Source organism: Pseudomonas sp. Y3 TE3536 (genome assembly GCF_053629175.1).
Genome location: NZ_JBRJHU010000001.1, coordinates 798,079 through 825,023 on the forward strand (window position 1 = coordinate 798,079; position 26,945 = coordinate 825,023).

Consider the following 26,945-nt stretch of genomic DNA (forward strand, 5'->3'; position numbering starts at 1 on the left):
TCACCCTCACTCAGTATCGGCTGCCAGGCGTATGGTAAGCGCCGTAATTAAATATCCATCGGCCACTATTTCCAGGGAAGTTGTGCCCCTTCATCAAGGCGGCTTCTTGTATCTCACTCCACCCTAATGGCTTCACAGAGTTCGCGCTGGCCACAGTGATAATGGAACTGGTTGCCATCGAGGTCAGAATACAGAGGTCTTCCCTGAATGCCTCACCGCCTATTTGTTTTGTCTTTGCATACTTGAAGTAATCTGCAAGACTCCCAGCCCCCGTGACACAATGGGCATATACCAAATGCATCTGATAAAAACCATAAACTCCAGGTCCTTCAATTTCAATTTTTCGGGAGCGGGCACTTGATTTGCTGATTCCCTCAGTCGCACTAGACGTTAACTTCACCCCCACTGAACTGCCCAAAAAACCAGCACCTAGATTGACTTCAGCTTCCATGGAAGAAGTGAATGCGTAACTGTATCCCTCTACAGTGGAAACTTCCTCAGCATGCGTGACTTTACTGGGTACGCGAGCTATCCCCAGGTACTCAAGATAGGCCAAGATCGGCGTACTGTAGGTACCCCAGTTCTGACTCCCGAGATACATATCCCCATAGACAGTATCGCCAAAAATCCAGCAGCCAGCATTGACTTTTCCATCCCCCCCATATAAATGCTTCTCAATGTCGTAAAGCCCACGCTTGTGAGGGAAATTATCAATCTGCCTGATCATTTCTTTATCAATAAAGCTCATGCAACATCTCCAGTATTCTTACTCAAATGTAACGATTGAATTTCTCAATCTGTCCGACATCAGCGAACGACGTCATATCGCCAGCTGATTCCTGCAGTAGTTTCTGCTTTACTGCACTCCACGACTCAGGCTCGACGCTATCTTCAAGCTTGACTGCCAAGATCCGGTCGAAGCCAAGGGACGACAGCATGATCCGTTGGCTATCAACACTATGAAATGCCTCAGATAGCGTGTGACTGCCCTGAATTTTTTTTAATGACTTATCCACTGCACAATGGGCATACACCATGTGCATTTGATAGACAGAGAAGTGCCCCCCTCCACCCAGGGAAATGTCCTTGAAACAAGCACTTGGCTTCGCCCACAGTTTGTGCGGAGATACACCACTCACAATGCCCGACAGGGCATTGACTCGATCGATGCCCGGACTGACTTTGAAGCCCCCCACCACTTCGGAATAAAACCAGCTACTGAAACCGCATTGATAGGATTGACGATGAACAAAGCCCCCCGAGACGGTGCTTTGCACCATCTCACAATGCGCCAGATACGCATAGACCGGCCGAGTGAAACACTCCAGTGACTCTCCGTGAACATGTATAGCGCCTAGAACCGTATCACCACCTACCAAAACTCCAGACTCGCCTACACTCAAGGAGTAAAGACTTCGCTCTATTTCATACGACCCTTTAACTCTTACTGATGCGTAATCACTCATTACTGACGCTCCGCGATCAAAATTGGCGCATCATCATAGCCATCACTTTATGGCATAAGTAATCGGGAAAGAGTTCTCACCCCGTTTAAATAAGCTCCATGAGCAGAGGGCTGACTGCATTAAGATTGAAAGCATCAATGCACTGCACAACAGCAGACATTAAAGAGTTCTTCACTGAATACTGGAAAAGTGTGGCTGCGATTGATTTCTCGCAGGGAAATAGGTGTAGACCACTAAGTCGCTGTCACAGCATCTTCAGCCAAGATGCTTCTTAACACTTAAAAAAGGTTCTTCACGGAATCCCGGGAAAGACAGAAACAAGAACGGCGGCTTGATAGATGATGATTAACTGGGTTCGAGTGGACGAGGCCAACCGCCTGCGGCATGACAAACTTCCACGTAAGCTCATCAAGCAAGCGCAGTGGCATGGCTTGCTGATGGAAGTGCGTTACCGGCACTGAAGCAGTTTGCTAAACGTCGGAGGGGCTACTGGCGCGGCATCCTGAGCAGGGTGCGTTTGCCCATGCACACTGGACAGCTACAAGGGATTAACAACCGGATCAAGGTAAAAAAAGGGGGCGCCGACCAAGCGCCCCATAAGCCGTAAAGCACACAACAAACTCAGTTAGCGTCCAACAACGCCATCGCCTCGGCACTGCACGCCTCGATCCGTGCCCAGTCGCCGTTCTTGATCCAGCTGCTGTCGAGCATCCAGGTGCCACCCACGCACATCACGTTGGGCAGCGCCATGTAGTTGCGCACATTGGCCGGGTTTACCCCGCCGGTCGGGCAGAAACGAATGTCGCCAAACGGGCCGCCAAACGCCTTGATCGCCGCCACGCCACCGCTGATTTCCGCCGGGAACAACTTGAACCGGCGATAGCCCAAGGCGTAGCCCATCATGATCTCGGACGGCGTACTGATACCCGGCAGCAGCGGGATATCGCTTTGCACACCGGCTTCGAGAATGTCCTGGGTGATGCCCGGGGTGACGACGAACTGCGCGCCAGCCGCTTCGACTGCCGCGAACATGCTGCGATCGAGCACAGTACCGGCACCAATGCACAGCTCTGGGCGCTGCTCGCGCAGCACCTGAATGGCCTTCAGGCCGTGCTGGGAACGCAGGGTCACCTCAAGGGTACGAATGCCGCCCGCAGCCAAGGCGTCGGCCAGCGGCAGGATGTCTTCCTCACGGGCGATGGTGATCACCGGCAGGATGCGCGCCTTGTCGCAGATCGCGTCGATCCGGGCGGCTTTGTCGGCCATCGAGAGCAGAGTCTGTGGGCGTTCAAGGGTGGTCATGACAGTGGATCCTTGGCTCATGGGCACCAGTAGATGTCCAGGGGGTCGTGAAGAAAGGCGCGTATCGGCATTTCGGTAAGGTCTTCGCCAGCCAGCGCGGCGCGCAGGGTAGCGAGTTTGCCCTGGCCTTGCACAGACAGTGCGGTAAACGCGGCACTGGCCAGCAAGGCGCGGGTCATCGACAGGCGCTGGTGTGGCACGCTGGGCGCCAGCATCGGCAGGCAGCGACGGGAGCTGTTTGGGGCCAGGCCTTCGTCCAGGTTGGGGCTGTTCGGGAACAGCGAGGCGGTATGGCCATCGTCACCCATGCCCAGCACCAACACGTCGATGGCGGGCAGGTCTGCCAGCGCCTGGTCGGCGTTGGCGGCGGCGCGTTCAAGATTTTCGGCCTGCTGATACAGGCCCATGAAGCGTGCTTTGGCGGCCGCGCCCTTGAGCAGGTGGCGGGCCAGCAGGCCGGCATTGCTGTCGGCATGCTCCACCGGCACCCAGCGCTCATCCGCGAGGCTTACGGTGACCTTCGACCAGTCCAGCGCCTCGGCGGCCAAGCGCTCGAGAAACGGCACCGGGCTGCGACCACCGGACAACACCACGCAGGCCTGGCCTTTGGCGGCAATTGCTGCCCGCAGGCGCTCGGCCACATCCCGGGCCAGCGTTGCGGCCAGGGTCTTGGCATCCGCCAGTTCGTGCGCCTTCACCACCGCCGGCAGTTGCAGTTCAGATATCGCCATACCACGCCCTCCCATCTCGTGTAATCAGTGCAATCGAGCTCATCGGCCCCCAGGAGCCCGCGGCGTAAGGCTTGGGCGCATCACCTGCGCTTTGCCAGCCGGCGATCAACTGGTCGCACCATTTCCAGGCATATTCGATTTCATCCTTGCGCACGAACAGGTTCTGGTTGCCGCGCATCACCTCGAGCAACAGGCGTTCGTAGGCATCCGGAATCCGCGCGCTGCGCCAGGCATCGGAAAAATTCAGCTGCAACGGGCCGCTGCGCAGTTGCATGCCCTTGTCCAGGCCTTGCTCCTTGGTCATCACCCTTAAAGAAATACCTTCGTCCGGTTGCAGGCGGATGATCAGCTTGTTACCCACCTGCAAACGTTGTTCCGGGGCGAAGATGTAGTGCGGTGTTTCCTTGAAGTGGATGACGATCTGCGACAGCTTCTGCGGCATGCGCTTGCCGGTGCGCAGGTAGAACGGCACGCCCGACCAGCGCCAGTTGCGGATGTCGGCGCGCAGGGCAACGAACGTCTCGGTGTCGCTCTGCGCGTTGGCGTTGTCTTCTTCCAGGTAACCGGGCACCGGTTTGCCGTCGCTGTAACCGGCAATGTATTGGCCACGCACCACACGGGTGCTCAGCCCTTCGCCGGTGATCGGTGCCAGGGCCTTGAGCACCTTGACCTTCTCGTCGCGAATGCTGTCGGCTGAAAGTTCGCTGGGCGGGTCCATGGCGATCAGGCACAACAGCTGCAGCAGGTGGTTCTGGATCATGTCACGCAGCTGGCCGGCCTTGTCGAAATAGCCCCAGCGGCCTTCGATGCCGACCTTTTCGGCCACGGTGATCTCCACATGGGAGATCGAATTCTGGTTCCACTGGGTTTCGAACAGGCTGTTGGCAAAGCGCAGCGCGATCAGGTTCTGCACCGTCTCCTTGCCCAGGTAGTGGTCGATGCGGTACACCCGGTTCTCGGGGAAGAACCGTGCCACGGCATCGTTGACCCGGCGCGACGACTCCAGGTCGTGGCCGATCGGCTTTTCCAGCACCACCCGGGTACGGGAGGCCAGGCCGGCTCTGTCGAGGTTCTCGCAGATGGCGCCATAAACGGCTGCCGCCGTGGCGAAATAGGCAATCAAGGGCAGCTCGCCTGGCAATTGCTCAGCCAGCGCCTGGTAGCCCTCGGGCTGGAGAAAATCCAGGTGCTGGTAGCTCAGCCGGCCGAGGAAGCGGCCCAGTGTCGCGGGCTCGAGGTCGGCGTCGGGGACATGTCGGCGCAAATGCGCTTCGATGGTGTTCAGGTGTTCCTGCGCACTGCCGCTCTCGCGGGCCAGCGCCAACAGACGCGTGTCCGGGTGCAGCAAGTCGGCGCGGTCGAGCTGGTAGAGCGCAGGAAACAGCTTGCGCAATGCCAGGTCGCCCAGGGCGCCAAACAGGGCAAAGGTGCAAGGTTCGACACTGATCGCAGCCATGATGTTGGTTCTTTCCTAAAGTTGGTCTAGGAATACCGCTTTCACATACGGTTTTCAAGGGGTAATGTAGTAAAACTAACAACATTACCGACGAGTATTACAGACAAGTGGTGCGCCACACGCACCGACAGTACGATAGACGACCGTGCAAAAGGCCTGCTGCTCCGTCAGCCGGCTGTCTTCCCGACCCAAGGACACACCCATGGACCGCGTGCGAAACCTCCTGGAACAGATCCAGGGACGCCTCGACGAGCTGAACAAGGCCGAACGCAAAGTCGCCGAAGTCATCCTGCTCAACCCACAACAAGCCACCCGGTTCAGCATTGCTGCGCTGGCCCAGGCGGCCAAGGTCAGCGAACCGACCGTCAACCGCTTCTGCCGTTCGTTCGGCGTCAGCGGCTACCCCGAGCTCAAGCTGCAACTGGCGCAGAGCCTGGCCAGTGGCGCTGCCTATGTCAGCCGCGCGGTCGAGGCCGACGATGACCCTGCCGCCTACACCCAGAAGATTTTCGGCAGCGCCATCGCCTCGCTCGACAGTGCCTGCCAGCAACTTGACCCGCAGCAGGTCAGCCGCGCCGTGGACATGATGATCCAGGCCCGGCAGATCCACTTCTTCGGCCTGGGTGCCTCGGCCCCCGTGGCGCTGGACGCCCAGCACAAGTTCTTCCGCTTCAACCTGGCGGTGTCGGCCCACGCCGACGTGTTGATGCAACGCATGTTGGCCTCGGTGGCCCACACCGGCGACCTGTTCGTGATCATCTCCTACACCGGCCGCACCCGTGAGCTGGTCGAGGTGGCGCGCGTGGCCCGCGAAAACGGCGCCTCGGTACTGGGCCTGACCGCTGCCGGCTCGCCGCTGGCCCAGGCCTGCAGCCTGAGCCTGCACATTCCGTTGCCAGAAGACACCGACATCTACATGCCGATGACCTCGCGGATCATCCAGCTGACCGTGCTCGACGTGCTGGCCACCGGCATGACCCTGCGCCGCGGCGTGGACTTCCAGCCGCACCTGCGCAAGATCAAGGAAAGCCTCAACGCCAGCCGCTACCCGATCGAGGACGACGAGCTCAACTGAGCCGGTGCGCCTGCAAACGCAAGTGGGCACGCTGCCCCGGGGCCAGGCTGAGGCCCTCGCCACTGCCGCTGGCGGCTTCGACACAGACAAAGCCCAGGCACTCGCGACCGCTCACGCCCATCAGCGGGCGATTGCCCGGGTGCCAGACCACGGTATCGTCGCTGTCACCGGTATCGATGCACAGCTCCCGCTGCCAGGCCGGGTCCTGTAGCTGCACCCGCGGGGTGCCCGGGCACACTTTCTGGCAGCCGCCCTTGAGCTTCAGCGCGCCATCTTCGCGGCAGGCCTGGCGGTTCAGGCGGTCGTAACCTTCGATGTCCTCGAGCCCAGACAGCGCTATCTCGGACACGTCACTGATACGCCAGTACGCCAGCAGCGCATGGCTCAGCTGGCAGGGTTCGCTGTCCTGGTGCTCGGTGCTCAGGCTCAGCTCCATACGGCTGCCCAGCCGCGCATGCAGGTCGACCTGCCAGTCGCACAGGTCCAACCGCCACTTCAGCGTCACACCCTCTTCATCCTCGCGGCTGTCCACCAGCTTCCAGTCGAGCAGGCGCGCCCAGCCATGGGCCGGCCACAAGTCTTCGCTGGGGTGGCGGCCATACCAGGGCCAGCACACCGGCACCCCGCCACGAATGGCGCCCACTTGCGGCCACTGTTCGGCGCACCACAGCCAAGGCCGTTCGCCGGCCGGTTGAAAGTGCAGCAACTGCGCACCCTGCCGGCTGAATACCGCCTGGCAACGGGGGTGGTCGATGATCAGCACATCGCGCTGCTGGTAACGCTCCCACTCGAACGTCGGCCGGGGCCGTTGCGAGGAAAAGAAGCGATGTAGCGGATGTTCGGGCATGGTTCAGAGCTCTTGTTGTTTGAGATAGCGCTGTCTCGGCCTATCCCCGACAACCACTGCAAGCCAGTGGATGCCGGGAGCCGAAAATGGATTGGCGTAAATTTACAACAAATGCCCTCAGAATGACGACTGAATCTTCAAGCCCGCGACCAGCGCGTTATCCACCTCATCCACCCCACCGGGGCTCTTGATGTACTGAAGGTTCGGGCGCACGGTCAGCCAGTTGGTGACGTGGAAGCCGTAATAGAGCTCGGCGTTGTACTCGGTGCGCTGCAGCGGCACGAAGCCTGGGTTGTCGTAGTCGTTGATGCCGCTCTGGCCATTGAGCAGCTCGGCGCGCTTCTTCACGTCGTCGTTGACGTGGATCCGCGCCACGCCAAAGCCGATGTCATCCTTGGGCCGAGCATCGAAGGCGCCCTTGTACACCAGGCCGACCTGCTGGTAGTTGTCGACCACGTTGGTGGCCTTGTCGTGCACGGTAAAGTTGGCAAACAGGCTGAGGCCACGGTTGACGTCACCGGCGTGGGCCGTGACCTGCTGCTGCGCCACCACCCACCAACCGTGCTTGCTCGAGTGCGACTTGAAAGCGGCGCCCGTCAGGGCCTGGGGGTTGCCATTGACGTCGTCATACACGTCGTCGGCCTTGGCCGTGCTGTAGTAGTAACCCAGGCGGTATTCACCCGGTAGGCCATTGACCTTGGGCGACCACACCGCCTCCACCGGCAGGATCGCACCCTTGGTGCCGCTGCCGCTGAGTTTGAAGCCGTTGCCGGTTTCAAGGTTCGAGGGGTTTTGCTCGAAGGCGCCGACCTGGACGAAGAATTCCGGCGTGATGTTGTACTTGACCCGCAGCGCCCACTGGCTGACCGGCCAGTTGTACCAGATGCCCCCCACCCAGTTGCCCACCTGCGAGCCGCAGAACGCCAGGTTCTGGAAGTCGCAGGGGAAGCTGTTGAAGTCCTCGCCTTCGCCGAAGCGGCCGAACTTGACGTCCAGCGCCCCGTCGAAGTACTTCTGCTTGACCCACATCTGCGTCAGCCGCCAGGTCTGGCCGCGCCCCCACACTTCCTGCACCGAGCTGAACTGCCCGGCACGCGGGTCGCTGATGCGGTCGTTGGACAGGTTGCGGCCGCTGCGCTCGGTGATCGCCAATTTGAATTCGGCATCGTGCCAACCCAGGATCTTCTGCAAGTCCAAGTGCGCGCCAAGGGCAAACTGGTCGCTGTAGCGCGCCGTCTTGTCGTCGTTGTAGCCGCCGTTGAGGTTACCAGCCACTTCGCCGACGTAGTCGAGGGTGAAGTCGTAGCCTTTATCCAGCAGTTCGGTGCGGGTGCCGCCCCAGTCGCCGGTCATCCATTTTGACTCACTGGAGAAAGCCTCGGCGGCCTGCGCCCCACTGCTGCCCACCACGGCAAGCAAGGCCAATGAGCCCAAGGTCTTGATGCGATTGCGCTGTTCCATCCCTTTGCGTCCTCTTTTTTCTTATTGATGGTGTAGACGATTCAACGGCTCTTGAAGTGAGTCACGTTGTCCTTCACTGAAGCGTTGGCGGTGTTCACGTCCAGGCGCTCACCGCTGGCAGCGTCGAACAGCAGCACCCGCGCCGGGTCGAACTGCAGGTTGAGGCTGTCGCCAACCCGGCACGCCACATCTGGGGCCAGGCGGCAGCAGACCTTGGTCTGGTTGAGGGTGACGAACACCAGCAGGTCAGGCCCGGTAGGCTCGGTCACCTGCACTTCGGCGCGAATGCCGGGCAGGCCGTTGCCCTCCCCCGCGCCCAGGGCGATCTGCTCGGGGCGGATGCCGAGGATGATCTCGCGCCCGTCCAATTCATCACTGGCCAGGCCCAAGGGCAGCTCACAGCGCGCTTGGCCGCTGTCGAGCAGCGCCAGCAGGCGCCCCTCTTGCCGGGCCAGACGAGCTGGGATGAAGTTCATCGGCGGCGAGCCGATGAAGCTGGCGACGAACTGGTTGGCCGGGTCGTTGTAGATCTGCTGCGGGGTGCCGAACTGCTGGATGATGCCGTCCTTCATCACTGCCACTTTGTCGCCCAGGGTCATGGCTTCGATCTGGTCGTGGGTGACATACACCGTGGTGGTCTTCAGGCGCTGGTGCATCAGTTTCATTTCGGTGCGCATCTCGACCCGCAGCTTGGCGTCGAGGTTGGAAAGCGGTTCGTCAAACAGGTAGATCTTCGGCCGCCGCGCCAGCGCCCGGCCCATGGCCACACGCTGCTGCTGGCCACCGGACAACTGCGCCGGCTTGCGCGCCAACAGGTGCTCGATCTGCAGCAGCTTGGCCACCCGCGCCACCTCTTCGTCGATGGCGGCCTGGGGCATCTTGCGAATCTTCAGGCCAAACTCGATGTTCTCGCGCACGCTCATGGTCGGGTACAGCGCGTAGGACTGGAACACCATGGCGATGTCCCGGTCCTTGGGGCTCATGCCGCTGACGTCCTGGTCATCGATGAGGATCGCGCCGCCGCTGATGTGCTCGAGGCCGGCGATGCAGTTCATCAAGGTCGACTTGCCACAGCCCGAAGGGCCGACCAGGATCAGAAACTCGCCGTCCTTGATCGATAGCTGGATGTCCATGAGGGTGTCCGGCAGGCCGCTGCCGTAGGTCTTGTTCACATTGCGAAGTTCTAGCGTTGCCATGACTTACCCCTTGACGGCGCCGGCGGTGAGGCCGCGGACGAAATACTTGCCTGCCACCACGTAGACCAGCAGGGTTGGCAGGCCGGCGATCATCGCCGCCGCCATGTCGACGTTGTATTCCTTGGCCCCGGTGCTGGTATTGACCAGGTTGTTGAGGGCCACGGTGATCGGTTGCGAGTCGCCGCTGGAGAACACCACGCCGAACAGGAAGTCGTTCCAGATCTGGGTGAACTGCCAGATCAGGCAGACCATGATGATCGGTGTCGACATCGGCAGGATGATGCGGCGGAAAATGGTGAAGAACCCGGCACCGTCCAGGCGCGCGGCCTTGACCAGCGCATCGGGGATGCTCACGTAGAAGTTGCGGAAGAACAGCGTGGTGAAGGCCAGGCCGTAGACCACGTGCACCAGCACCAGGCCACCGGTGGTGCTGGCCAGGCCGAGCTTGCCGAGGGTGAACGAGGCTGGCAGCAGCACGGTCTGGAACGGCAGGAAGCAGCCGAACAACAGCAAACCGAAGAACAGCTGCGAACCGCGGAAGCGCCACATCGACAACACATAGCCATTCAGCGCGCCAATGGCCGTGGAGATCAGCACCGCCGGTACGGTGATCAAGATCGAGTTCCAGAAGTAACCACTGACGGTACCCCAGGCCTTGACCCAGCCAATGCCGCTGACCACCGTCGGCCAGCTCAGCAGGTTGCCGGTGCTGATGTCTTCCGGGGTTTTGAAGCTGGTCAGCAGCATCACCACCAGCGGTACCAGGTACAGCACCACGGCAAGCAGCAGTACCGCGTGGATGGCCAGGCGGCCGAGGCTCAGCGCCGGTTTGTCGGCAGGGCTATGCATGGCGTTTGCTCCGCAGCTCCGAGTACAGGTAAGGCACGAGGATCGCCAGGATCGCCCCGAGCATGAGGATGGCGCTGGCCGAGCCCATGCCCATCTGGCCGCGGCTGAAGGTGAACGAATACATGAACATCGCCGGCAGGTCGGAGGAGTACCCCGGGCCACCGGCGGTCATCGCCGCCACCAGGTCGAAGCTCTTGATGGCGATGTGCGAGAGGATCATCAGCGCACTGAAAAACACCGGGCGCAGGCTTGGCAGGACCACGGTCCAGTAGATGCGCGGCAGGCTGGCGCCGTCCATCTGGGCGGCGCGGATGATCGACTGATCGACGCCACGCAGGCCGGCCAGGAACATCGCCATGATGAAGCCCGAGGCCTGCCATACCGCGGCGATCACCAGGCAGTACACCACCCGGTCAGGGTCGATCAGCCAGTCCAGGCGAAAACCTTCCCAGCCCCAGTCGCGCAGCAGTTTGTCCAAGCCCATGCCGGGATTGAGCAGCCACTTCCAGGCGGTGCCGGTGACGATCATCGACAGGGCCATGGGGTACAGGTAGATAGTGCGGATGAAGCCTTCGCGGCGGATGCGCTGGTCCAGCAGCACCGCCAGCAACACGCCGATGGCCAGGCTGATGGCGATGAACAGGCCGCCGAACAGCAGCAGGTTCTTGCTCGCCACCCACCAGCGGTCGTTGTCGAACAGCCGCGCGTACTGCGCTAAACCCGCCCACTTGTAGGTGGGCAAGAACGTCGAGGTGGTGAACGACAGCACGAAGGTCCACAGGATGTAGCCGTAGAAGCCGACCAGGACGATGAACATGCTCGGTGCCAGTACCAGTTTGGGTAGCCAGCGCTGGAGAGCGTCCAGGGGTGAGGCCCGCAGTTGGGCGGTGGTTGTGGTCATAGATCACCTTAAAGGCGTTGCTCACTTGTGTAGGAGCGGCCTTGCGTCGCGAAAGGGCTGCGCAGCAGCCCCACGGGCAGCCTGCACGCTCTGTCGGGTTGTCTTTTTCTTGAGGGCCTGGGGCTGCTACGCAGCCCTTCGCGACGCAAGGCCGCTCCTACAAGAGCAATGCGCCTGATTTGGAATTGGCTATTGGGCGGCCTTGATCGCCGCTGCCAGCTTCTTCGCCGCGTCGGCCGGATCGGCCTTGGGGTCGTTGATGTAGTTGGTCACCACATCGAAGAAGGCGCCCTGCACGGCCAGCGTGGTGGCCATGTTGTGCGCCATGCTCGGCTGCAAGCCGCCGGTCTTGGCGTCAGCCAGGAAGTCCTTGGCCGAGGTCTGGGCGCAGGCGTCGAAGCCGTACGCGCCCATGTCGGCGAGCATGTCGTTACGCACCGGGATCGAGCCTTTGTTGGTGCTGAACACCTTCTGGAAGTCCGTACCCAGCACCTTCCTGGCGATGTCCTGCTGGCCGGCCGCCGTGCCGGGGTCCTTCTGCTTGAACACCACCAGCGAGTCGATGTTGTACAGGAAGCCATTGCTCGTGCCGGGGAACGGCACGCACTGATAGTCTTTGCCCGCGACCTTGTTGGCCAAGGTCCACTCGCTCTTGGCCCAGTCACCCATGATCTGCATGCCGGCCTTGCCGTTGATGACCTTGTTCGCCTCCAGGTTCCAGTCCTGGCCTTTGCCGTCAGGGTCCATGTAGGTGGCGATCTTCTTCAGCTCGGTCAACGCCTTGATCATGTCCGGGCCGGTCAATGTGGCGTTGTCCAAGTCGACCATGGCCTTCTTGTAGCCTTCCACGCCCATCACCGAGAGCGCCACGCTTTCGAAGACAGTGCTGTCCTGCCACGGCTGGCCACCGTGGGCGAGCGGGATGAAGCCGGCCGCCTTGAGCTTGTCGGCGGCGGCATAGAATTCGTCGAGGGTCGCGGGCGCTTTTTCGATGCCGGCCTTTTTGAAGACCTCAGGGTTGATCCACAGCCAGTTCGTGCGGTGGATGTTGACCGGCACGGCGACGTAGTCGCCCTCGTACTTGACGACGTTAGCGACTTTCTGGTCGAGCAGGCTGTCCCATTTTTCGTCCTTGGCCACGTCCTTCAGCACGTCGCTGTCGAGCAGGCCGGTCGCGGCCCAGTCCTGGATATCGGGGCCTTTGATCTGCGCGACGCCTGGCGGGTTGCCGGCCACCGCGCGGCTTTTCAGCACGGTCATGGCCGTGGCCCCACCACCGCCGGCAACTGCGCCGTCCTTCCAGGTAAAACCATCTTTCTCGACTTGCGCCTTGAGCACATCGACAGCGGCCTTTTCACCACCGGAGGTCCACCAGTGCACGACCTCGACATTGCCTTTGGCATCGGCAGCGAGGGCGCTGAGGGGGAACAGAGAAGCGAGGGAAATCGCGGCAGCGAGACGGAGCGTGGAATTCATCGAAGCACCTTTCTTGTTGTTATGCCGTGCAAGTCGGTCGCTTGCGTTGCATGCAGTCTAAGCGGCGTGGCCGACGCGCCAGGTAACGAAGCGATGCGCGAATGTCATCGTTTGGTGACATTCGCGGGGATACCCGCACACACGCTCACTCCAGCCCTCGCGGCAGATACAACGTGACCCGCAAACCACCCTCGCGCAGGTTGAGCAAGCTCACTTCACCGCCATGGCTATGGGCGATGTTGCGCGCAATCCCCAAGCCCAACCCGTACCCCTGCTGCTGCCCGGCCAGCCTGAAGTGCGGCTCGAACACCTGCTCCATCTGCTGCTGCGGCACCCCCGGCCCGTGGTCATCGACCTGCAGGACAAAGCCCTCGGCGCTGTCGATGACCCGCAACCGCGCGCGCTCGCCGTACTTGATGGCGTTGTCGATCAAGTTGCCGATGCAGCGGCGCAACGCCAGCGGCTTGCCCGGGTAGGGCGCCAGCGCTTGGCCCTCCACCGTGATGCGGCCATCGCCAAGGTAAGGCTCAGCCAGGATGTCCAGCACCTGGTTAAGGTCGACCGGCTCGATGTTCTCGTGGATATCGGTGTCTTTCACACACTGCAACGCGCCTTTGACCAACAACTCCAGCTCATCCAGGTCCTGGCTGAACTTGGCCTGCAGGCGCTCGTCTTCCAGCAGTTCGACGCGCAGGCGCAAGCGCGTGATGGGCGTGCGCAGGTCATGGGAAATAGCGCTGAACAGCTGGCTGCGTTCGGTCAGGTAGCGGCTGATACGCTCGCGCATGCTGTTGAAGGCCCGGCCGACTTCAACCACCTCGCTGCCCCCGCCTTCGGCCACGGGGGCCACATCGGCGCCCAGCGACAACTCCCGCGCAGCGCGCGCCAGGCGCTTGAGTGGCCAGCTTTGCCAGTGCACCAACAGGCCGATGAACAGCAACAGCAAGGCGGTGGTGAGCACGATGAAACCGATCTGCTGGCGGGGCAGGCGCTCGGCCTCAAGGCCGGTGTAGGGCTCGGGCAGCAGCGAGGCGATGTACAGCCACTCACCCTCGCCCAGGCGGATCTGTGTCACCAGTACGGGTGGGTTGAGCGGCTCTAGGGTCAGCGAATAATGCGCCCAGGAACGTGGCAGCTCATCGAGTTTCAGGCCGCTGTTGAAAATGCGCAGGTCATCAGGGGCGACGAACGCCACGCTGACTTCCATCTGCGGCCCCAAGCGTTCGTGCAGCACCTGCTGGAACACCTCGATCACCGCCTGCTTGCGTGGGGTGACGGGCAGCACCGGCATGTCCAGCGGCTTGTCGTTGAGCGACACGAAAAAGCGCGTGCCACCCATGCTGCGCAGCTGGTCGAGCACCATCGGCCGGTAGGCCACGGGCAGCGAGCGGAAGTAGCTGACGCTGGCACTCATCGAATGGGCCAGGCTGCTGGCACTGGCGCGCAGGCCTTGTAACTGGCTGGCACGCAATTGAGCGACCCAGATGACGCTGGACAAGCCTTGGGCCAGCAGCACCACCAGCAAGGTGAGCAGCAGCATGCGCCCCAGCAGCGAGCGCGGCAGCAGGCGCCAGCGCCGCTCAGGAAGCGCAGCAGACATGGGCAGCCAGCAGGTAGCCACTGCCACGCACGGTGCGGATCAGCCGTGGTGGCTTTTCGGTGTCGCGCAGACGCTGGCGCAGGCGGCTGACCGCCATGTCGACGATACGGTCCAGCGGCATCGGTTCACGCCCCCGGGTGGCATTGCCGATGGTGTCGCGGTCGAGGATTTGCTGGGGGTGATCGAGAAACAGTTTCAGCAGGGCGAAATCGGCACCCGACAGGATCACCTCTTCGCCATCGCGGTGAAACAGGCGGTGGCTGACCGTGTCCAGGCGCCAGTCATCGAAGGCCAGCACGGCGCTGCTCGGCGCCGCCTGGCCGAACTCGGCACGGCGCAATAAGGCCTTGATCCGCGCCTGCAGCTCACGCGGGCTGAACGGTTTGCCGAGGTAGTCGTCGGCGCCCAACTCCAGGCCGATGACCCGGTCGGCTTCGTCAGAGCTGGCGGTGAGCATGATGATCGGCACCCGCGCTTGACGCGGGTGTTGACGCACCCAGCGGCACAGGCTGAAGCCATCTTCATCGGGCAGCATCACATCGAGAATGACCAGGTCGCAGGGCGTGTTTTCCAGGGCCTGACGAAAGCCTCGCCCGTCGGCCTCGGCGTGTACCTGGAAGCCGGAGCGGCTCAGGTAGGTTTGCAGCAGTTCGCGGATTTCCTGGTCGTCGTCGACCATCAGGATCGATTTTCCGGCAGTGCTCAAGATGGTCCGTCCTCTTGTTGTGTGCAGGTCTTTTTGCCTGCTGTCGGGTATTGCCATTGGGGCTGCTTTGCAGCCCTTCGCAGCACAAGGCTGCTCCTACAGGAATCGCGCCATCAATGATCCAGCGCCATCCTGTACGAAAGGCAGCAAAGTGCCCCCATCAATGATCCAGCGCCATCCTGTAGGAGCAGCCTTGTGCTGCGAAGGGCCGCAAAGCGGCCCCATCAGCGATCCAGCGCCTGCTGCAACGCCACCCCGGCCCCCAGCAGCCCCGAAAACTCCGCCGTCACCAACCACACCGGCACCCCGGCAAAATACCCACTCATGCAGCCCTTGTCGGCAAAGCTCGTGGCAAACCCACTGCGCAGGAACAGCTCGGCAAACCGAGGGATCACGCCCCCGACAATATAAACCCCACCGCGCGCGCCCAAGGTCAGCACATTGTTACCCGCCACGCGGCCCAGGAAGCGGCAGAACTGCTCGACCACCGCCAACGCCCGCGGCTCACCGCCCAGGGCGGCATCGGTAATCTGCGCCGGGGTCTTGTGCCGCGGTGTGTCGCCATCCAGCGCGCACAGTGCTTGATACAAGCGCACAAGGCCTCCGCCACTGAGCACGGTCTCGGCACTGACATGGCCAATCTGGCTGTGAATCTGTTGGTGGATCGCGGCCTCGCGGGCATTGCCCACCGGCAGGTCGACATGCCCACCTTCACCGGGTAGCGCCTGCCAGTGCTGCTCGCCAAGGCGCAGCAGGCTGCCGACACCCAGCCCGGTACCGGGCCCGATTACCAGCGCAGGCCGCAGCGGGTCGGCATGGCCAGGGCACACCTCGTGAAACTCGCCCGCTTGCAGGCGGGTCATGCCCAACGCCATGGCCGAGAAGTCGTTGATCAGCATCAGCCGCTCGACCTGCAGCGTGTTGCAGAACGCACGGCGGCTCAGGCGCCAATGGTTGTTGGTGAAGCGAAACTCATCGCCATCGACCGGCCCGGCCACCGCCAGGCACACCGCCGACAGGCCACCCCGGGCAATGCCCTGATCCTTCAGGTAGGCCTCGATGGCCTGCTCAGGGCTTGTGTAGTCCGCGGTGGCGAATACCTTCACCTGGTACAGCTGGTTGTCACGCCACAACGCAAAACGGGCATTGGTGCCACCGATGTCGCCAACCAGCAAGTCCTTCATTTGAGGTTCTCCAAAGCCGAGGTAAAGGCGCTGGCGCCCTGCTCGGCCGGGCTGAACGCCATGCGCATGAAGCCGAACAGCTCGCGCCCGCAACCCAGGTCATTGCCTTGGGGGGCGGGTGGCAGGTCACGGCTGGCCAGTTCTTCGGCCGATACCTTCACCTGCAGCGTGCCGGCGACGCCATCGACCCGCACGATATCACCCTCGCGCACGCGCGCCAGCGGGCCGCCATCGTAAGCTTCGGGGCACACGTGGATGGCGGCCGGGATCTTGCCCGACGCGCCCGACATGCGCCCGTCAGTCACCAGCGCCACTTTGTAGCCGCGGTCCTGCAGCACACCCAGGAACGGCGTCAGCTTGTGCAGCTCGGGCATGCCGTTGCAACGCGGCCCCTGGAAGCGCACCACGGCGACGAAGTCGCGCTCCAGCTCACCGGCCTTGAAGGCATCGGCCAGCGACTGCTGGTCGTGGAAGATCCGCGCCGGGGCCTCCACCACCTGGTGTTCGGGGGCAACGGCGGAGACTTTCATCACACCACGCCCCAGGTTGCCTTCCATCACCCGCAGGCCGCCTTCGGCTGAGAACGGCCGCGCCACTGGGCGCAGAATGCTTTCGTCCAGGCTCTGCGTCGGCCCTTCGCGCCAGACCAGCTTGCCGTTGTCGAGGAACGGCTCTTGGGTATAACGGCGCAAGCCATGGCCTGCCACGGTGTTGACGTCTTCGTGCAGCAAGCCGGCATCGAGCAGCTCGCGAATCAGGAAAGCCATACCGCCGGCGGCCTGGAAGTGGTTGATGTCGGCCTTGCCGTTGGGGTAGACGTGAGACAACGTCGGCACCACTTCGGACAGGTCGGCCATGTCTTGCCAGGTCAACTGGATGCCTGCCGCCTGGGCGATCGCCGGCATGTGCAAGGTGTGGTTGGTGGAGCCGCCGGTGGCGTGCAAGGCGACGATCGAGTTGACCAGCGCCTTCTCGTCGACGATCTCGCCCAGCGGCATGAAGCTGCCGCTGGCCTTGGTCATACGCGTGACCTGCTGCGCTGCCTCGGCGGTGAGCGCGTCACGCAATGGCGTGTAAGGGTTGACGAACGAGGCGCCCGGCAGGTGCAGCCCCATCACTTCCATCACCAGCTGGTTGGTGTTGGCGGTGCCGTAGAAGGTGCAGGTGCCTGGGCTGTGGTAGGAGTTCATCTCCGATTCCAGCAGTTCTTCGCGGCTGGCCTTGCCTTCGGCGTAGCGCTGGCGCACGTCGGCCTTCTGCTTGTTGGAGATGCCCGACAGCATCGGGCCACCTGGCACGAAAATGGTCGGCAAGTGCCCGAAGCGCAGCGCACCCATCATCAGGCCGGGGACGATCTTGTCGCAGATGCCGAGCATCAGCGCGGCGTCGAACATGTTGTGCGACAGGGCAACAGCGGTGGACATGGCGATCACTTCACGGCTGGCAATGGCCAGCTCCATGCCCGGCTCGCCCTGGGTCACGCCATCGCACATGGCCGGCACCCCGCCGGCGAACTGGCCAACCGAGCCGACTTCGCGCAGGGCTTGTTTGATCTGTTCGGGGAAGTGCTGGTACGGCTGGTGGGCCGAGAGCATGTCGTTGTAGGCGGAGACGATGGCGACGTTGGCCGCGTTCATCAGGCGCAGGCTCTGCTTGTCCTGCGCGCCGCAACCGGCGACGCCGTGGGCGAAGTTGGCGCACTGCAAGCTGGCACGCATGGGTCCGTCACTGGCCGCGCCGCGAATCAGCTGCAGGTAGCGTTCACGGGTGGCACGGCTGCGTTCGACCAGCCGTTGGGTGACCTCAAGGATGCGCGGGTGCATGTACTGGACTCCAGGCTAACTGTAGGGGCGGCTTACCGGGCATTTCCCCTCCAAACGATTGCGACCTAGGCTCTAAGAAAGGGCCTGGAGGTCTCGCTGGGGTGGCCTGCCCGACCACTCGTTGTATGTTTAAACAAAATACTGCCACTAAAAAGGCTTGTTTTCTATCTGATAGTGAATAATCTTGTAATTCCAACAACAAAACCGTTTCAGTGAAGCCCCTTTGTGCCACAGGCCTCACTCGAACCGCCAGAGGTAATGCCATGACCCTTCGCATCGCCATCAATGGATTCGGCCGCATTGGGCGTAATGTCCTCCGCGCACTGTATACCCAAGGCTACCGCCAGGACCTGCAGGTCGTCGCCATCAACGACCTGGGCGACAGCGCCATGAACGCCCATCTGCTCAAGTACGACAGCGTGCACGGCACCTTCGACGCCAGCGTCGAAGCCGATCATGAAAGCCTGACGGTCAATGGTGACCGCATCGCAGTCAGTGCCATCCGCAACCCGGCCGAACTGCCCTGGAAGGCCGAAGCGATCGACGTGGTGTTCGAATGCACCGGGCTGTTCACCGAACGCGCCAAGGCCGCCGCGCACCTCGCCGCCGGGGCTGGCAAAGTGATCGTCTCGGCGCCAGCCAAGGGCGCCGATGCCACCGTGGTGTACGGGGTCAACCACGACGTGCTGCGCGCTTCGCACCAGATCATTTCCAACGCCTCCTGCACCACCAACTGCCTGGCGCCCATCGCCCAGGTGCTGCACCGCGAGTTCGGCATCGAGCAGGGCCTGATGACCACCATCCATGCCTACACCAACGACCAGGTACTCACCGACGTCTACCACAGCGACCCGTACCGGGCGCGCTCGGCCACCCAGTCGATGATCCCCAGCAAGACCGGCGCCGCCGAAGCCGTGGGCCTGGTGCTGCCGGAGCTGGCCGGCAAGCTGACCGGCATGGCGGTGCGGGTACCGGTGATCAACGTGTCGCTGGTGGACCTCACCGTCAACCTCAAGCGCGAAGCCAGCGCCGACGAAGTCAACCAACTGTTCCTCGAAGCCAGCCGACATTCCAGAGTATTGGGCTACAACGCATTGCCTTTGGTTTCCTGCGATTTCAACCACAACCCGTTATCGTCGATCTTCGATGCCAACCATACCCGGGCCAATGGGCGGATGCTCAAGGTGCTGGCCTGGTATGACAATGAATGGGGCTTCTCTAACCGGATGCTGGATAACTGCCTGGCGTTGTGCAGCGCCCAGTAACCCAGCGGCATACGTTTCCCTGTAGGAGCAGCCTTGTGCTGCGAAGAGGCCGGTACAGCCCAGCATTTTCGGTGCGTCTACCGGCCTCTTCGCAGCACAAGGCTGCTCCTACACGGGGATGCGCTAGGTTGGGGTAACCACAATCTTTACCATTTCTAAACACTTCCAGACTTGACCTTTGGTACAGATGATAAGCATTATCATTAACCTTTCGTCGGCCAGGTCCCCCCGTGAGTCAGTCCCGGTTCAACTCCGTCTTCCTCGTCCAGCGCCTCACCCTGCTGCGCACCCTGCAACGCATGGTGGGCAACCCCAGCACGGCCGAGGACCTGCTGCAGGAAACCTACCTGCGGGTGTCCCGTGCCTTGAGTGAGCGGCCCATCGAGCATATCGAACCCTTCGTGTTCCAGACTGCGCGCAACCTGGCCCTCGACCACCTGCGCGCACGCCGGGTGCAAGCACGCATGCTGGTCGACGACGTGCCCGACGATGTGCTGCACAGCATTGCCGCCCCTGCCAGCAGCAGCGAAGACGCCGCCCACGCCGAGCAGTTGCTCGAGCACCTCAGCGTCAGCCTCAACCAACTCAGCGAGCGCCAGCAGCGCATCTTCATCCTCAGCCGCCTGCATGGCGCCACCTACCTGGAAATCGCCGAGCAATTGAACGTCTCCGCCAGCACGGTTCAGAAGGAACTGAAACTGATCATGGCGATCTGCATGGGCGTCGCCGACCGTCTCAAGTGAAACGACCACCGGCCCGCCAGGCAACGCAAAGCGCTTGCCACACCCCGCCTTAGCCTTGATCATTCGTGAATAACCCTTTCAAGGATTCACCGTGACCGACCACCCCGCCCCTCGCCCGACACCCGCCGGGCTCAATGCCCGTGCCCGTGCCAGGGACGAGGCGCTGGACTGGCTGGTACGCCTGCAATGCGCCGATGCACAGGACACCCAGGCCTTCGAAGCCTGGCTCAGCGCCGCACCGGAAAACGCCGAAGCCTACGTTGAAGCAGAAGCGCTGTGGAACGGCATGCCGCTGCACCAGGCTGCCGTGCAACTGCATCAGGGCCAGCGTCGGTCGTTGCGCGGGCGCCTGCGCAGCCACTGGAAGCCCTTGGCCACCGCGGCAGTGCTGCTGGTCGGCCTGTTCACCCTCGGCAACCTGCCCATGCGCCTGCAGGCCGACCACCTGACCGTGGTCGGTGAGCGCCAGCGCCTGCAGCTGGACGATGGCGCAAAAGTACTGCTCAACACCAATTCGGCGTTTGCCAGCGACCTGCGCGAAGGGCGTCAGGTGGCCCGTCTGCTCCAGGGCGAGGCCTACTTCCAGGTCCCTGAGGGCGGGCAAGTGCCGCTCGAAGTCCAGGCCGGCCCTTTGCGCGCCCAGGTGCGTGATACCGACTTTGCCGTGCGGTACCTGGACGGCGAAGCCCAGGTGCGGGTACAGCGCGGTGACGTTGACCTGCAGGCCGCCAGTGACCAGCGCATCCGCCTCAGTGCCGGCGACAGCATCAGCGTCGGCCCTCAGGGCTTTGGCCAGCGACAGCGCGCAGACATGCAAAAGGACCTGGCCTGGGTCGATGGCCGCCTGGTGTTCGAGAACTGCCCGTTGAGCCAGGTGCTGGCCGAGGTCAGGCGCTACTACCCCGGCTGGATCATCAACCGTAACGCCGGCCTCGAAGACGTCGCGGTGACCGGCAACTATCGCCTCGACCAACCGTTGGAAACCCTGCGTGCCTTAGCCCACATCACCTCTGCCCGGCTGCATGAATACCCCGCGGTGGTCATCCTCAACTGAGTGACCGCTGCATCCCTTGCCTGCGCGATAAATTATTTTTACGCGATCGCGCTGCCCCGCCCGTCTCGTTATAGCCAATGCAACTGATTCTTGTTTGAAAACAAGAACGGTCATCACCTATAACAGTTCGCGCGTCTGGGAGCGCTTTCGATGTCCACAGGTCCAACTCGCCCGTCCACACTTTCCCGCCGTACAGGGCAATTGTCCCTGCTGAGCCTGGCCCTGCTCGCCTGCGGCGCCTGCAGCCTGCCGGCCCTGGCCGCCGAACCAGCCCAGGCCAGCAGCCCGCGTATGGGCGACTATCGCTTCAGCATCGGCCAGCAGCCGCTGGTCTCGGCCATCAATGCCTTCAGCCAAGTGACCGGCTGGCAAGTCGGTTTCAGTGCCGAGTTGGCCGATAACGTGGCCTCGCCAGGGGTGCAAGGTGCACTGCCACCGGAAGCTGCGCTCAAGCGCCTGCTCAAGGGCACGGGCCTAGGCTATCGCAAGATCAGTAACGGCAATGTGGTGCTCGAACGCCAGACCACGGGCAATGTCATCGCCCTGCAGCAGGTGACTGTCAGCGCCACCCGCAGCGCCCAGGACGTCAGCCAGGTGCCGAGCACCGTCAGCGTGCAGACCCGCGAGCAACTGGACCGGCAGAACGTCAACAACATTCAGGACCTGGTGCGTTACGAGCCGGGGGTTTCGGTGGCGGGTACCGGCCAACGCAGCGGCCTGAACGGTTACAACATCCGCGGCATCGACGGTGAGCGGATCCTCACCCAGATCGACGGTGTGTCGATCCCCGACAGCTTCTTCTACGGCCCTTACGCCCAGACCCAGCGCAACTATGTCGACCCCGAAATCGTCAAGCGCGTGGAGATCCTGCGCGGCCCGGCGTCGGTGCTGTACGGCAGCAACGCCATCGGCGGTGCGGTGAGCTATTTCACCCTCGACCCAGACGACATCATCAAACCCGGCAAGGACGTCGGCGCCCGCTTGAAGACCGGTTACAGCTCGGCCGACGAAAGCTGGCTGACCTCCGCCACCGTTGCCGGCCGCCAGGGCGACGTCGATGGCTTGCTGCACCTGAGCCAGCGCAACGGCCACGAGACCGAATCGTACGGTGGCCACAGCGGTGACGGCCTGGCCCGCACCGAAGCCAACCCGCAGGACGCGCGCACCACCAACGTGCTGGCCAAACTGGGCTGGAACTACGCCGACGACGCACGCCTGGGGTTCACCTACGAGCGTTACAAGGATGACCGCGACCAGAATATTCTCAGTGCGGTGGGTGGGCCGTTCATCGGTGGTACCACCGCGATGGGCTTCTACAAGGCGCGTAACGGCAACGACACCATTACCCGCGAGCGCTTCGGCATCAACCACGAGTTTGGCCTGGACTCGCTGGTTGCCGACCACGTGAAGTGGAGCCTGAACTACCAGATCGCCAAGACTGACCAGCACACTGAGGAAGTCTACGCGCCTATCACCCGCCAGGTGCTGCGTACCCGGGACACCACCTACAAAGACCGCCAGTGGGTGTTCGATGCCCAGCTGGACAAGGCCTTCAGCATTGGCGCTACTGACCACCTGCTGACCTACGGCACCACCCTCAAGCATGAAAAGGTTACCGGCTCGCGCAGCGGCACCGGCACCTGCCTGGCCGTTGGCGTGGGTTGCTCCGCCGCCGGTGCAGACCGCCCGGCAGACGGCCAGGCCCTGGTCAGCGACTTCCCGGACCCGACCGTGAACACCTACAGCCTGTTCGTCCAGGACGAGATCCGCTGGAACAACTGGACCTTCCTGCCCGGCGCCCGCTACGACTACACGCACATGGAGCCCAAGTTCACCGACGCCTTCCTGCGTGGCCTGGAGTCTACCGGCACGGCGCCTACCTCCCAGGACGACTCGGACAAGAAGTGGCACCGCGTCTCGCCCAAATTCGGCCTGACCTACGCCTTCAACGACAACTACACCTGGTACGGCCAGTACGCCGAAGGCTTCCGCACCCCGACCGCCAAGTCCATGTACGGCCGCTTCCAGAACCTGGAGCAAGGCTATCGCGTAGAGGGCAACCCGGGGCTTGAGCCTGAGAAGAGCAAAAGCTACGAAACCGGCCTGCGCGGCAACTTCGACGCCGGCAACTTCGATGTGGCGGTGTACTACAACAAGTACCGCGACTTCATCGACGAAGACGCCGTGCAAAGCGCCAACCTGGAGCAAACCTTCCAGGCCAACAACATCAAGCACGCCACCATCAAGGGCGCCGAGGTCAAGGGCCGCCTGAACCTGGATCACTTCGGTGCGCCGCAAGGCCTGTACACCCAGGGCTCGATTGCCTACACCTACGGCCGCAACGATGACACCGGCCAGCCATTGAACACCGTCAACCCGCTGAAGGGCGTGTTCGGCCTGGGTTACGAGCAGCAGAACTACGGCGGCCTGTTGAGCTGGACGCTGGTCAAGCGCAAGACCCGCGTGGACGACACCCACTTCTACGCGCCCGACGGTTCGAGCAGCAAGTTCCGCACCCCGGGCTATGGCGTGCTGGACCTGACCGGCTTCTACAAGGTGACCGACGACGTCACCATCAACGCCGGCCTGTACAACCTTGCCGACAAGAAGTACTGGCAGTGGGATTCGGTGCGCAGCTACGACGGCCAGGGTGAAGCGGCTGTGACCCAGCCGGCCAACATGGACCGCCTGACCATGCCGGGGCGTAACTTTGGCATCAATGTGGTGTGGGATATCTGATCGCTTGGGTAGGCCTTGATTGTTGCAGTGCTTGAGATCGAGCGCCGCTTGCGCGGCGTTTCGCAGCACAAGGCTGCTCCTACATTTTTTCGGGCCAATTACTCCTGAGGTAAGGGCGCGCGCAAACAGGTGTAGGAGCAGCCTTGTGCTGCGAAACGCCGCGCGAGCGGCGCTCGATCCCAAAGGCGCTACAACTCTCAAGGCCCACACCCGAAAACCCCAGTTTTTTTACTGTCCCGCCCCCGCTATTTCGTCTTGTCTCTAGACGCCCCCTTTTTCCAAGGACTGCCCCCATGACCGAACGCCCAGCCCTGCGCTCCCAGCGCCTCAACCAGATCACCCACGCCCCGCACGCCGAGCTGGATGCCCTGGTCAAGTCCCACGCGCCCTTCGACAGCCGTGAAAGCTTCGCCCGCTTCGTGGTCGCCCAGTACCTGTTCCAGTCCGAACTCAAGGCCTTGTACACCGACCCGCAACTGATCGCCATCGTCCCCGATCTGGCCGAGCGCTGCCGCGCCGAGCAGGCCCGCCTGGACCTCGCCGACCTCGACACCGAAGTGCCTGGCCCAGTGCCCGGCGCGGTACAAAATCCGAGCCTGGGCGAAGCCATGGGCTGGATCTTCGTCTCCGAAGGCTCCAAACTGGGCGCTGCGTTTCTGATCAAGCGGGCCGTGGCCCTGGAGCTGTCCGACAGCTTTGGCGCTCGCCACCTGGGCGAACCGGCCGGCGGCCGTGCCGAAGGCTGGAAACAGTTCACCCGTATCCTCGATGGCCTGGCGCTGTCGGCCGACGAAGAGGCCGCCGCCGAACGCGGCGCAGTCGCAGCCTTCGAGCGCTTCACCGAGCTGCTCAAACACGCCTATGCCGCGGATGCCGCGCTGGTCTGACACGCTATGCCCGGCCACCCCACCGGTGGCCGAACCGTTTTTTGCAGTGAGACCATGACCCGACCTGCCCGCTCGAAAATCGCCCGCCTGCTGTATGGAATCCTGGCTTACGTCAGCTTGGGGATAGGCCTGGTCGCGATCGTCATTCCTGGCCTGCCGACCACCGAGTTCATCTTGCTGGCCGCCTGGGCCGCCACCCGCAGTTCACCGCGCCTTTCTGCCTGGCTGGAGAACCACCGGTTGTTCGGGCCAATTCTGTTCAACTGGCGCAATGGCAAGGTGATCCAGCGCCGGGCCAAGGTCAGTGCAACCCTCAGCATGCTGCTGTGCGCGGGGCTGATGCTGACCTTCTTAGACCATCACTGGCCCGTGTTTCTGGCGATTGGCGGCATGACCCTGGGCAACCTGTGGATCTGGTCACGCCCAGAACAGGCCTGCCCTGCCGGGTCACAAGCTCAGCAACCCTGAATACAGGGCATACGCGGCCAGCGCAGCGCCCGCCAGCACCGCGGCAAAAATGAGCTTCTCCCACGTCGTGAACAGGGTCTGCCCCTGCTCGTGCTTGGCCCTGGCGAACAGAATCACCCCGGGGGCATACAACAGTGCCGACAGCAGCAGGTACTTGAGCCCACCGGCATACAGCAGCCACACCGCATACAGCAAGGCAACCGACGCCACCAGCAGGTCTTTGCGCCGCAACGCCGCTTGCCCGGCGTAGGTGTCTGCACGCACCGCCAACAACACCGCATACGCCGCTGACCACAGGTAAGGCACCAGGATCATCGACGACGCCAGGTAGATCAGGCTGGTGTAGGTCCCAGCCGAAAACAGCGTAATCAGTAGAAACCCTTGGATCATGCAGTTGGTCAGCCACAGGGCGTTGGCCGGTACATGGTTGGCGTTTTCCTTGGCCAGAAAGCGCGGCATGGTCTTGTCACGCGCGGTGGCAAACAGGATTTCCGCACACAGCAACGCCCAGGAAAGCAACGCGCCGAGCAGCGAAATGGCCAGGCCGATACTGATCAGCAACGCGCCCCACGGGCCGACGATGTGCTCCAGCACCGAGGCCAACGACGGGTTCTGCAACCCGGCCAGTTCCGGTTGGGTCATCACCCCCAGCGACAGCACGTTGACCAGCACCAGCAGCGCCAGCACCCCCAGAAAACCGATCACCGTGGCCTTGCCCACGTCCGAGCGGCGCTGCGCACGCCCGGAATACACGCTGGCGCCTTCGATACCGATGAACACGAACACGGTCACCAGCATCATGTTGCGCACCTGGTCCAGCACATTGCCGAACTGCGGGTTGCTCAAGCCCCAGATATCACGGGTGAAGATGTCGGCCCGGAACGCAAAGGCCGCGATAACGATGAAAATCAGCAACGGCACCACCTTGGCCACGGTGGTCACCTGGTTGATGAACGCCGCCTCCTTGATCCCGCGCAACACCAGAAAGTGCACCGCCCACAGCAGCAGCGAAGCGCAGCCGATGGCGATGGGCGTGTTGCCCTCGCCAAACACCGGAAAATAAAACCCCAGCGTACTGAACAGCAGCACGAAATAGCCGACGTTGCCGAGCCAGGCGCTGATCCAGTAACCCCAGGCCGACGAGAAGCCCATGTAGTCGCCAAAGCCGGCCTTGGCGTAGGCATACACACCTGAGTCGAGTTCGGGCTTGCGGTTGGCCAGTGTCTGGAACACGAATGCCAGGGCCAGCATGCCAACCGCGGTGATGCCCCAGCCGATCAGCACCGCCCCCACATCGGCACGCGCCGCCATGTTCTGCGGCAGCGAGAAAATCCCGCCACCGATCATCGAGCCAACCACCAGTGCGATCAACGCGCCCAAGCGCAGTTTCTGTCCCGGTTCGCTCATGTGCCTCCCTTTTTCACCCGCTGTCATGCGTTTGCAACAGCCGTGGCGGCCATATAAAAGGCATGATTTATATTAAATAAGGCCATAAAAGCTATAGCAGTCATAACTGCTTTGTCTATGCGATACCTCAGTAAAAACTAGCAGCTACCCAGCAACTAGGGAAGAAACTGTTAAAACTCGAAATTCTTGTGAAAAATTTGCGAAAGCCTCAAAAACAGCTAGCTTCAAGCATCGCAGGCCGAACAGAGCGTTTGCTCTAGAAGGACATGGAGGTGCCAGCGTGCAAGGCCTGCAGCAAAGCTGTCGGCA

Annotated in this window: 23 protein-coding genes and 1 pseudogene; 8 read left to right on the forward strand and 16 right to left on the reverse strand. The window is 62.3% G+C overall.

The annotated features are described in order from the left end of the window. Positions 1–10 precede the first annotated feature (10 nt). Together AB7M33_RS03580 and AB7M33_RS03585 are read right to left on the reverse strand one after the other, a co-directional pair. Positions 11–748, reverse strand: a complete 738-nt coding sequence (locus tag AB7M33_RS03580; protein WP_265970111.1) for a monalysin family beta-barrel pore-forming toxin — start codon at positions 746–748, stop codon at positions 11–13. 22 nt (positions 749–770) lie between these two features. Then, positions 771–1,466 carry a monalysin family beta-barrel pore-forming toxin gene (locus AB7M33_RS03585; protein ID WP_454242434.1) on the reverse strand — a complete coding sequence of 232 codons (696 nt, stop codon included), beginning with the start codon at positions 1,464–1,466 and terminating at the stop codon, positions 771–773. 341 nt (positions 1,467–1,807) lie between these two features. Here AB7M33_RS03585 and AB7M33_RS03590 point away from each other — a divergent pair. Next, positions 1,808–2,040: pseudogene (locus tag AB7M33_RS03590) on the forward strand (transposase); the annotation flags it as partial. Between the two features lie 47 nt (positions 2,041–2,087). Here AB7M33_RS03590 and AB7M33_RS03595 read toward each other — a convergent pair. Genes AB7M33_RS03595 through zwf form a run of 3 tightly spaced genes read right to left on the reverse strand, consistent with a single transcriptional unit; the run spans position 2,088 to position 4,955 of the window. Beyond that, complete coding sequence (locus tag AB7M33_RS03595) at positions 2,088–2,768, reverse strand: bifunctional 4-hydroxy-2-oxoglutarate aldolase/2-dehydro-3-deoxy-phosphogluconate aldolase (protein WP_027595673.1); 681 nt, start codon at positions 2,766–2,768, stop codon at positions 2,088–2,090. A 17-nt stretch (positions 2,769–2,785) separates the two neighbouring features. Then, the gene (gene pgl, locus AB7M33_RS03600; protein ID WP_454242435.1) at positions 2,786–3,499 is read right to left on the reverse strand and encodes a 6-phosphogluconolactonase; all 714 of its coding nucleotides are present in this window, start codon (positions 3,497–3,499) and stop codon (positions 2,786–2,788) included. Continuing rightward, positions 3,486–4,955, reverse strand: coding sequence for a glucose-6-phosphate dehydrogenase (zwf, locus tag AB7M33_RS03605; protein WP_027595671.1), 1,470 nt, complete (start codon positions 4,953–4,955; stop codon positions 3,486–3,488). The genes pgl and zwf overlap by 14 nt, the downstream gene beginning before the upstream one ends. Positions 4,956–5,166: 211 nt before the next feature. On the opposite strand from zwf, the gene hexR reads away from it, so the two are divergent. Continuing rightward, on the forward strand, positions 5,167–6,030 hold the full coding sequence (gene hexR, locus AB7M33_RS03610) for a DNA-binding transcriptional regulator HexR (RefSeq protein ID WP_172960401.1): 864 nt from the start codon (positions 5,167–5,169) through the stop codon (positions 6,028–6,030). Here hexR and AB7M33_RS03615 read toward each other — a convergent pair. The 10 genes from AB7M33_RS03615 to edd all read right to left on the reverse strand — a co-directional run bounded on the left by AB7M33_RS03615 (position 6,023) and on the right by edd (position 18,073). After that, positions 6,023–6,877, reverse strand: coding sequence for a D-hexose-6-phosphate mutarotase (locus AB7M33_RS03615; RefSeq protein ID WP_454242436.1), 855 nt, complete (start codon positions 6,875–6,877; stop codon positions 6,023–6,025). The genes hexR and AB7M33_RS03615 overlap by 8 nt on opposite strands. Before the next feature lie 117 nt (positions 6,878–6,994). Continuing rightward, on the reverse strand, positions 6,995–8,338 hold the full coding sequence (locus AB7M33_RS03620) for a carbohydrate porin (RefSeq protein WP_238210281.1): 1,344 nt from the start codon (positions 8,336–8,338) through the stop codon (positions 6,995–6,997). A 41-nt stretch (positions 8,339–8,379) separates the two neighbouring features. Next, the gene (locus AB7M33_RS03625; protein ID WP_454242437.1) at positions 8,380–9,534 is read right to left on the reverse strand and encodes an ABC transporter ATP-binding protein; all 1,155 of its coding nucleotides are present in this window, start codon (positions 9,532–9,534) and stop codon (positions 8,380–8,382) included. A gap of 3 nt (positions 9,535–9,537) precedes the next feature. After that, positions 9,538–10,383 (reverse strand): carbohydrate ABC transporter permease, encoded by an 846-nt coding sequence (locus tag AB7M33_RS03630; protein ID WP_099428424.1) that lies wholly within the window; start codon positions 10,381–10,383, stop codon positions 9,538–9,540. After that, positions 10,376–11,284: a carbohydrate ABC transporter permease gene (locus AB7M33_RS03635; protein WP_027595665.1), complete on the reverse strand. Its 909-nt coding sequence runs from the start codon at positions 11,282–11,284 to the stop codon at positions 10,376–10,378. The genes AB7M33_RS03630 and AB7M33_RS03635 overlap by 8 nt, the downstream gene beginning before the upstream one ends. Positions 11,285–11,473: 189 nt before the next feature. After that, on the reverse strand, positions 11,474–12,760 hold the full coding sequence (locus tag AB7M33_RS03640; RefSeq protein WP_099428423.1) for an ABC transporter substrate-binding protein: 1,287 nt from the start codon (positions 12,758–12,760) through the stop codon (positions 11,474–11,476). A gap of 145 nt (positions 12,761–12,905) precedes the next feature. Then, positions 12,906–14,360: an ATP-binding protein gene (locus AB7M33_RS03645; RefSeq protein WP_027595663.1), complete on the reverse strand. Its 1,455-nt coding sequence runs from the start codon at positions 14,358–14,360 to the stop codon at positions 12,906–12,908. Next, positions 14,341–15,066 carry a two-component system response regulator GltR gene (gene gltR, locus AB7M33_RS03650; RefSeq protein WP_186675702.1) on the reverse strand — a complete coding sequence of 242 codons (726 nt, stop codon included), beginning with the start codon at positions 15,064–15,066 and terminating at the stop codon, positions 14,341–14,343. The genes AB7M33_RS03645 and gltR overlap by 20 nt, the downstream gene beginning before the upstream one ends. 224 nt (positions 15,067–15,290) lie before the next feature. After that, complete coding sequence (locus AB7M33_RS03655; protein ID WP_412764150.1) at positions 15,291–16,250, reverse strand: glucokinase; 960 nt, start codon at positions 16,248–16,250, stop codon at positions 15,291–15,293. Continuing rightward, positions 16,247–18,073: a phosphogluconate dehydratase gene (edd, locus tag AB7M33_RS03660; RefSeq protein WP_454242438.1), complete on the reverse strand. Its 1,827-nt coding sequence runs from the start codon at positions 18,071–18,073 to the stop codon at positions 16,247–16,249. The genes AB7M33_RS03655 and edd overlap by 4 nt, the downstream gene beginning before the upstream one ends. A 263-nt stretch (positions 18,074–18,336) precedes the next feature. Between edd and gap the strand changes: the two genes are divergently transcribed. The 6 genes from gap (at position 18,337) to AB7M33_RS03690 (ending at position 25,229) form a co-directional block, all read left to right on the forward strand. Then, positions 18,337–19,338: a type I glyceraldehyde-3-phosphate dehydrogenase gene (gene gap, locus AB7M33_RS03665; RefSeq protein WP_027595659.1), complete on the forward strand. Its 1,002-nt coding sequence runs from the start codon at positions 18,337–18,339 to the stop codon at positions 19,336–19,338. 230 nt (positions 19,339–19,568) lie between these two features. Beyond that, complete coding sequence (locus AB7M33_RS03670) at positions 19,569–20,081, forward strand: RNA polymerase sigma factor (protein WP_454242439.1); 513 nt, start codon at positions 19,569–19,571, stop codon at positions 20,079–20,081. Positions 20,082–20,172: 91 nt separating this feature from the next. Next, a complete protein-coding gene (locus AB7M33_RS03675; protein ID WP_099453039.1) occupies positions 20,173–21,135 on the forward strand; it encodes a FecR family protein in 963 nt (320 codons plus the stop codon). A 150-nt stretch (positions 21,136–21,285) separates the two neighbouring features. Continuing rightward, entirely contained in the window at positions 21,286–23,874 is a 2,589-nt protein-coding gene (locus tag AB7M33_RS03680) for a TonB-dependent receptor (protein WP_265969932.1), read from the forward strand. A 293-nt stretch (positions 23,875–24,167) separates the two neighbouring features. Beyond that, positions 24,168–24,761 carry a biliverdin-producing heme oxygenase gene (locus AB7M33_RS03685; RefSeq protein WP_027595655.1) on the forward strand — a complete coding sequence of 198 codons (594 nt, stop codon included), beginning with the start codon at positions 24,168–24,170 and terminating at the stop codon, positions 24,759–24,761. 54 nt (positions 24,762–24,815) lie between these two features. Beyond that, positions 24,816–25,229: a YbaN family protein gene (locus tag AB7M33_RS03690; protein ID WP_027595654.1), complete on the forward strand. Its 414-nt coding sequence runs from the start codon at positions 24,816–24,818 to the stop codon at positions 25,227–25,229. Here AB7M33_RS03690 and arcD read toward each other — a convergent pair. Next, a complete protein-coding gene (arcD, locus tag AB7M33_RS03695) occupies positions 25,209–26,636 on the reverse strand; it encodes an arginine-ornithine antiporter (RefSeq protein ID WP_099428416.1) in 1,428 nt (475 codons plus the stop codon). The genes AB7M33_RS03690 and arcD overlap by 21 nt on opposite strands. Between the last annotated feature and the right edge of the window lie 309 nt (positions 26,637–26,945).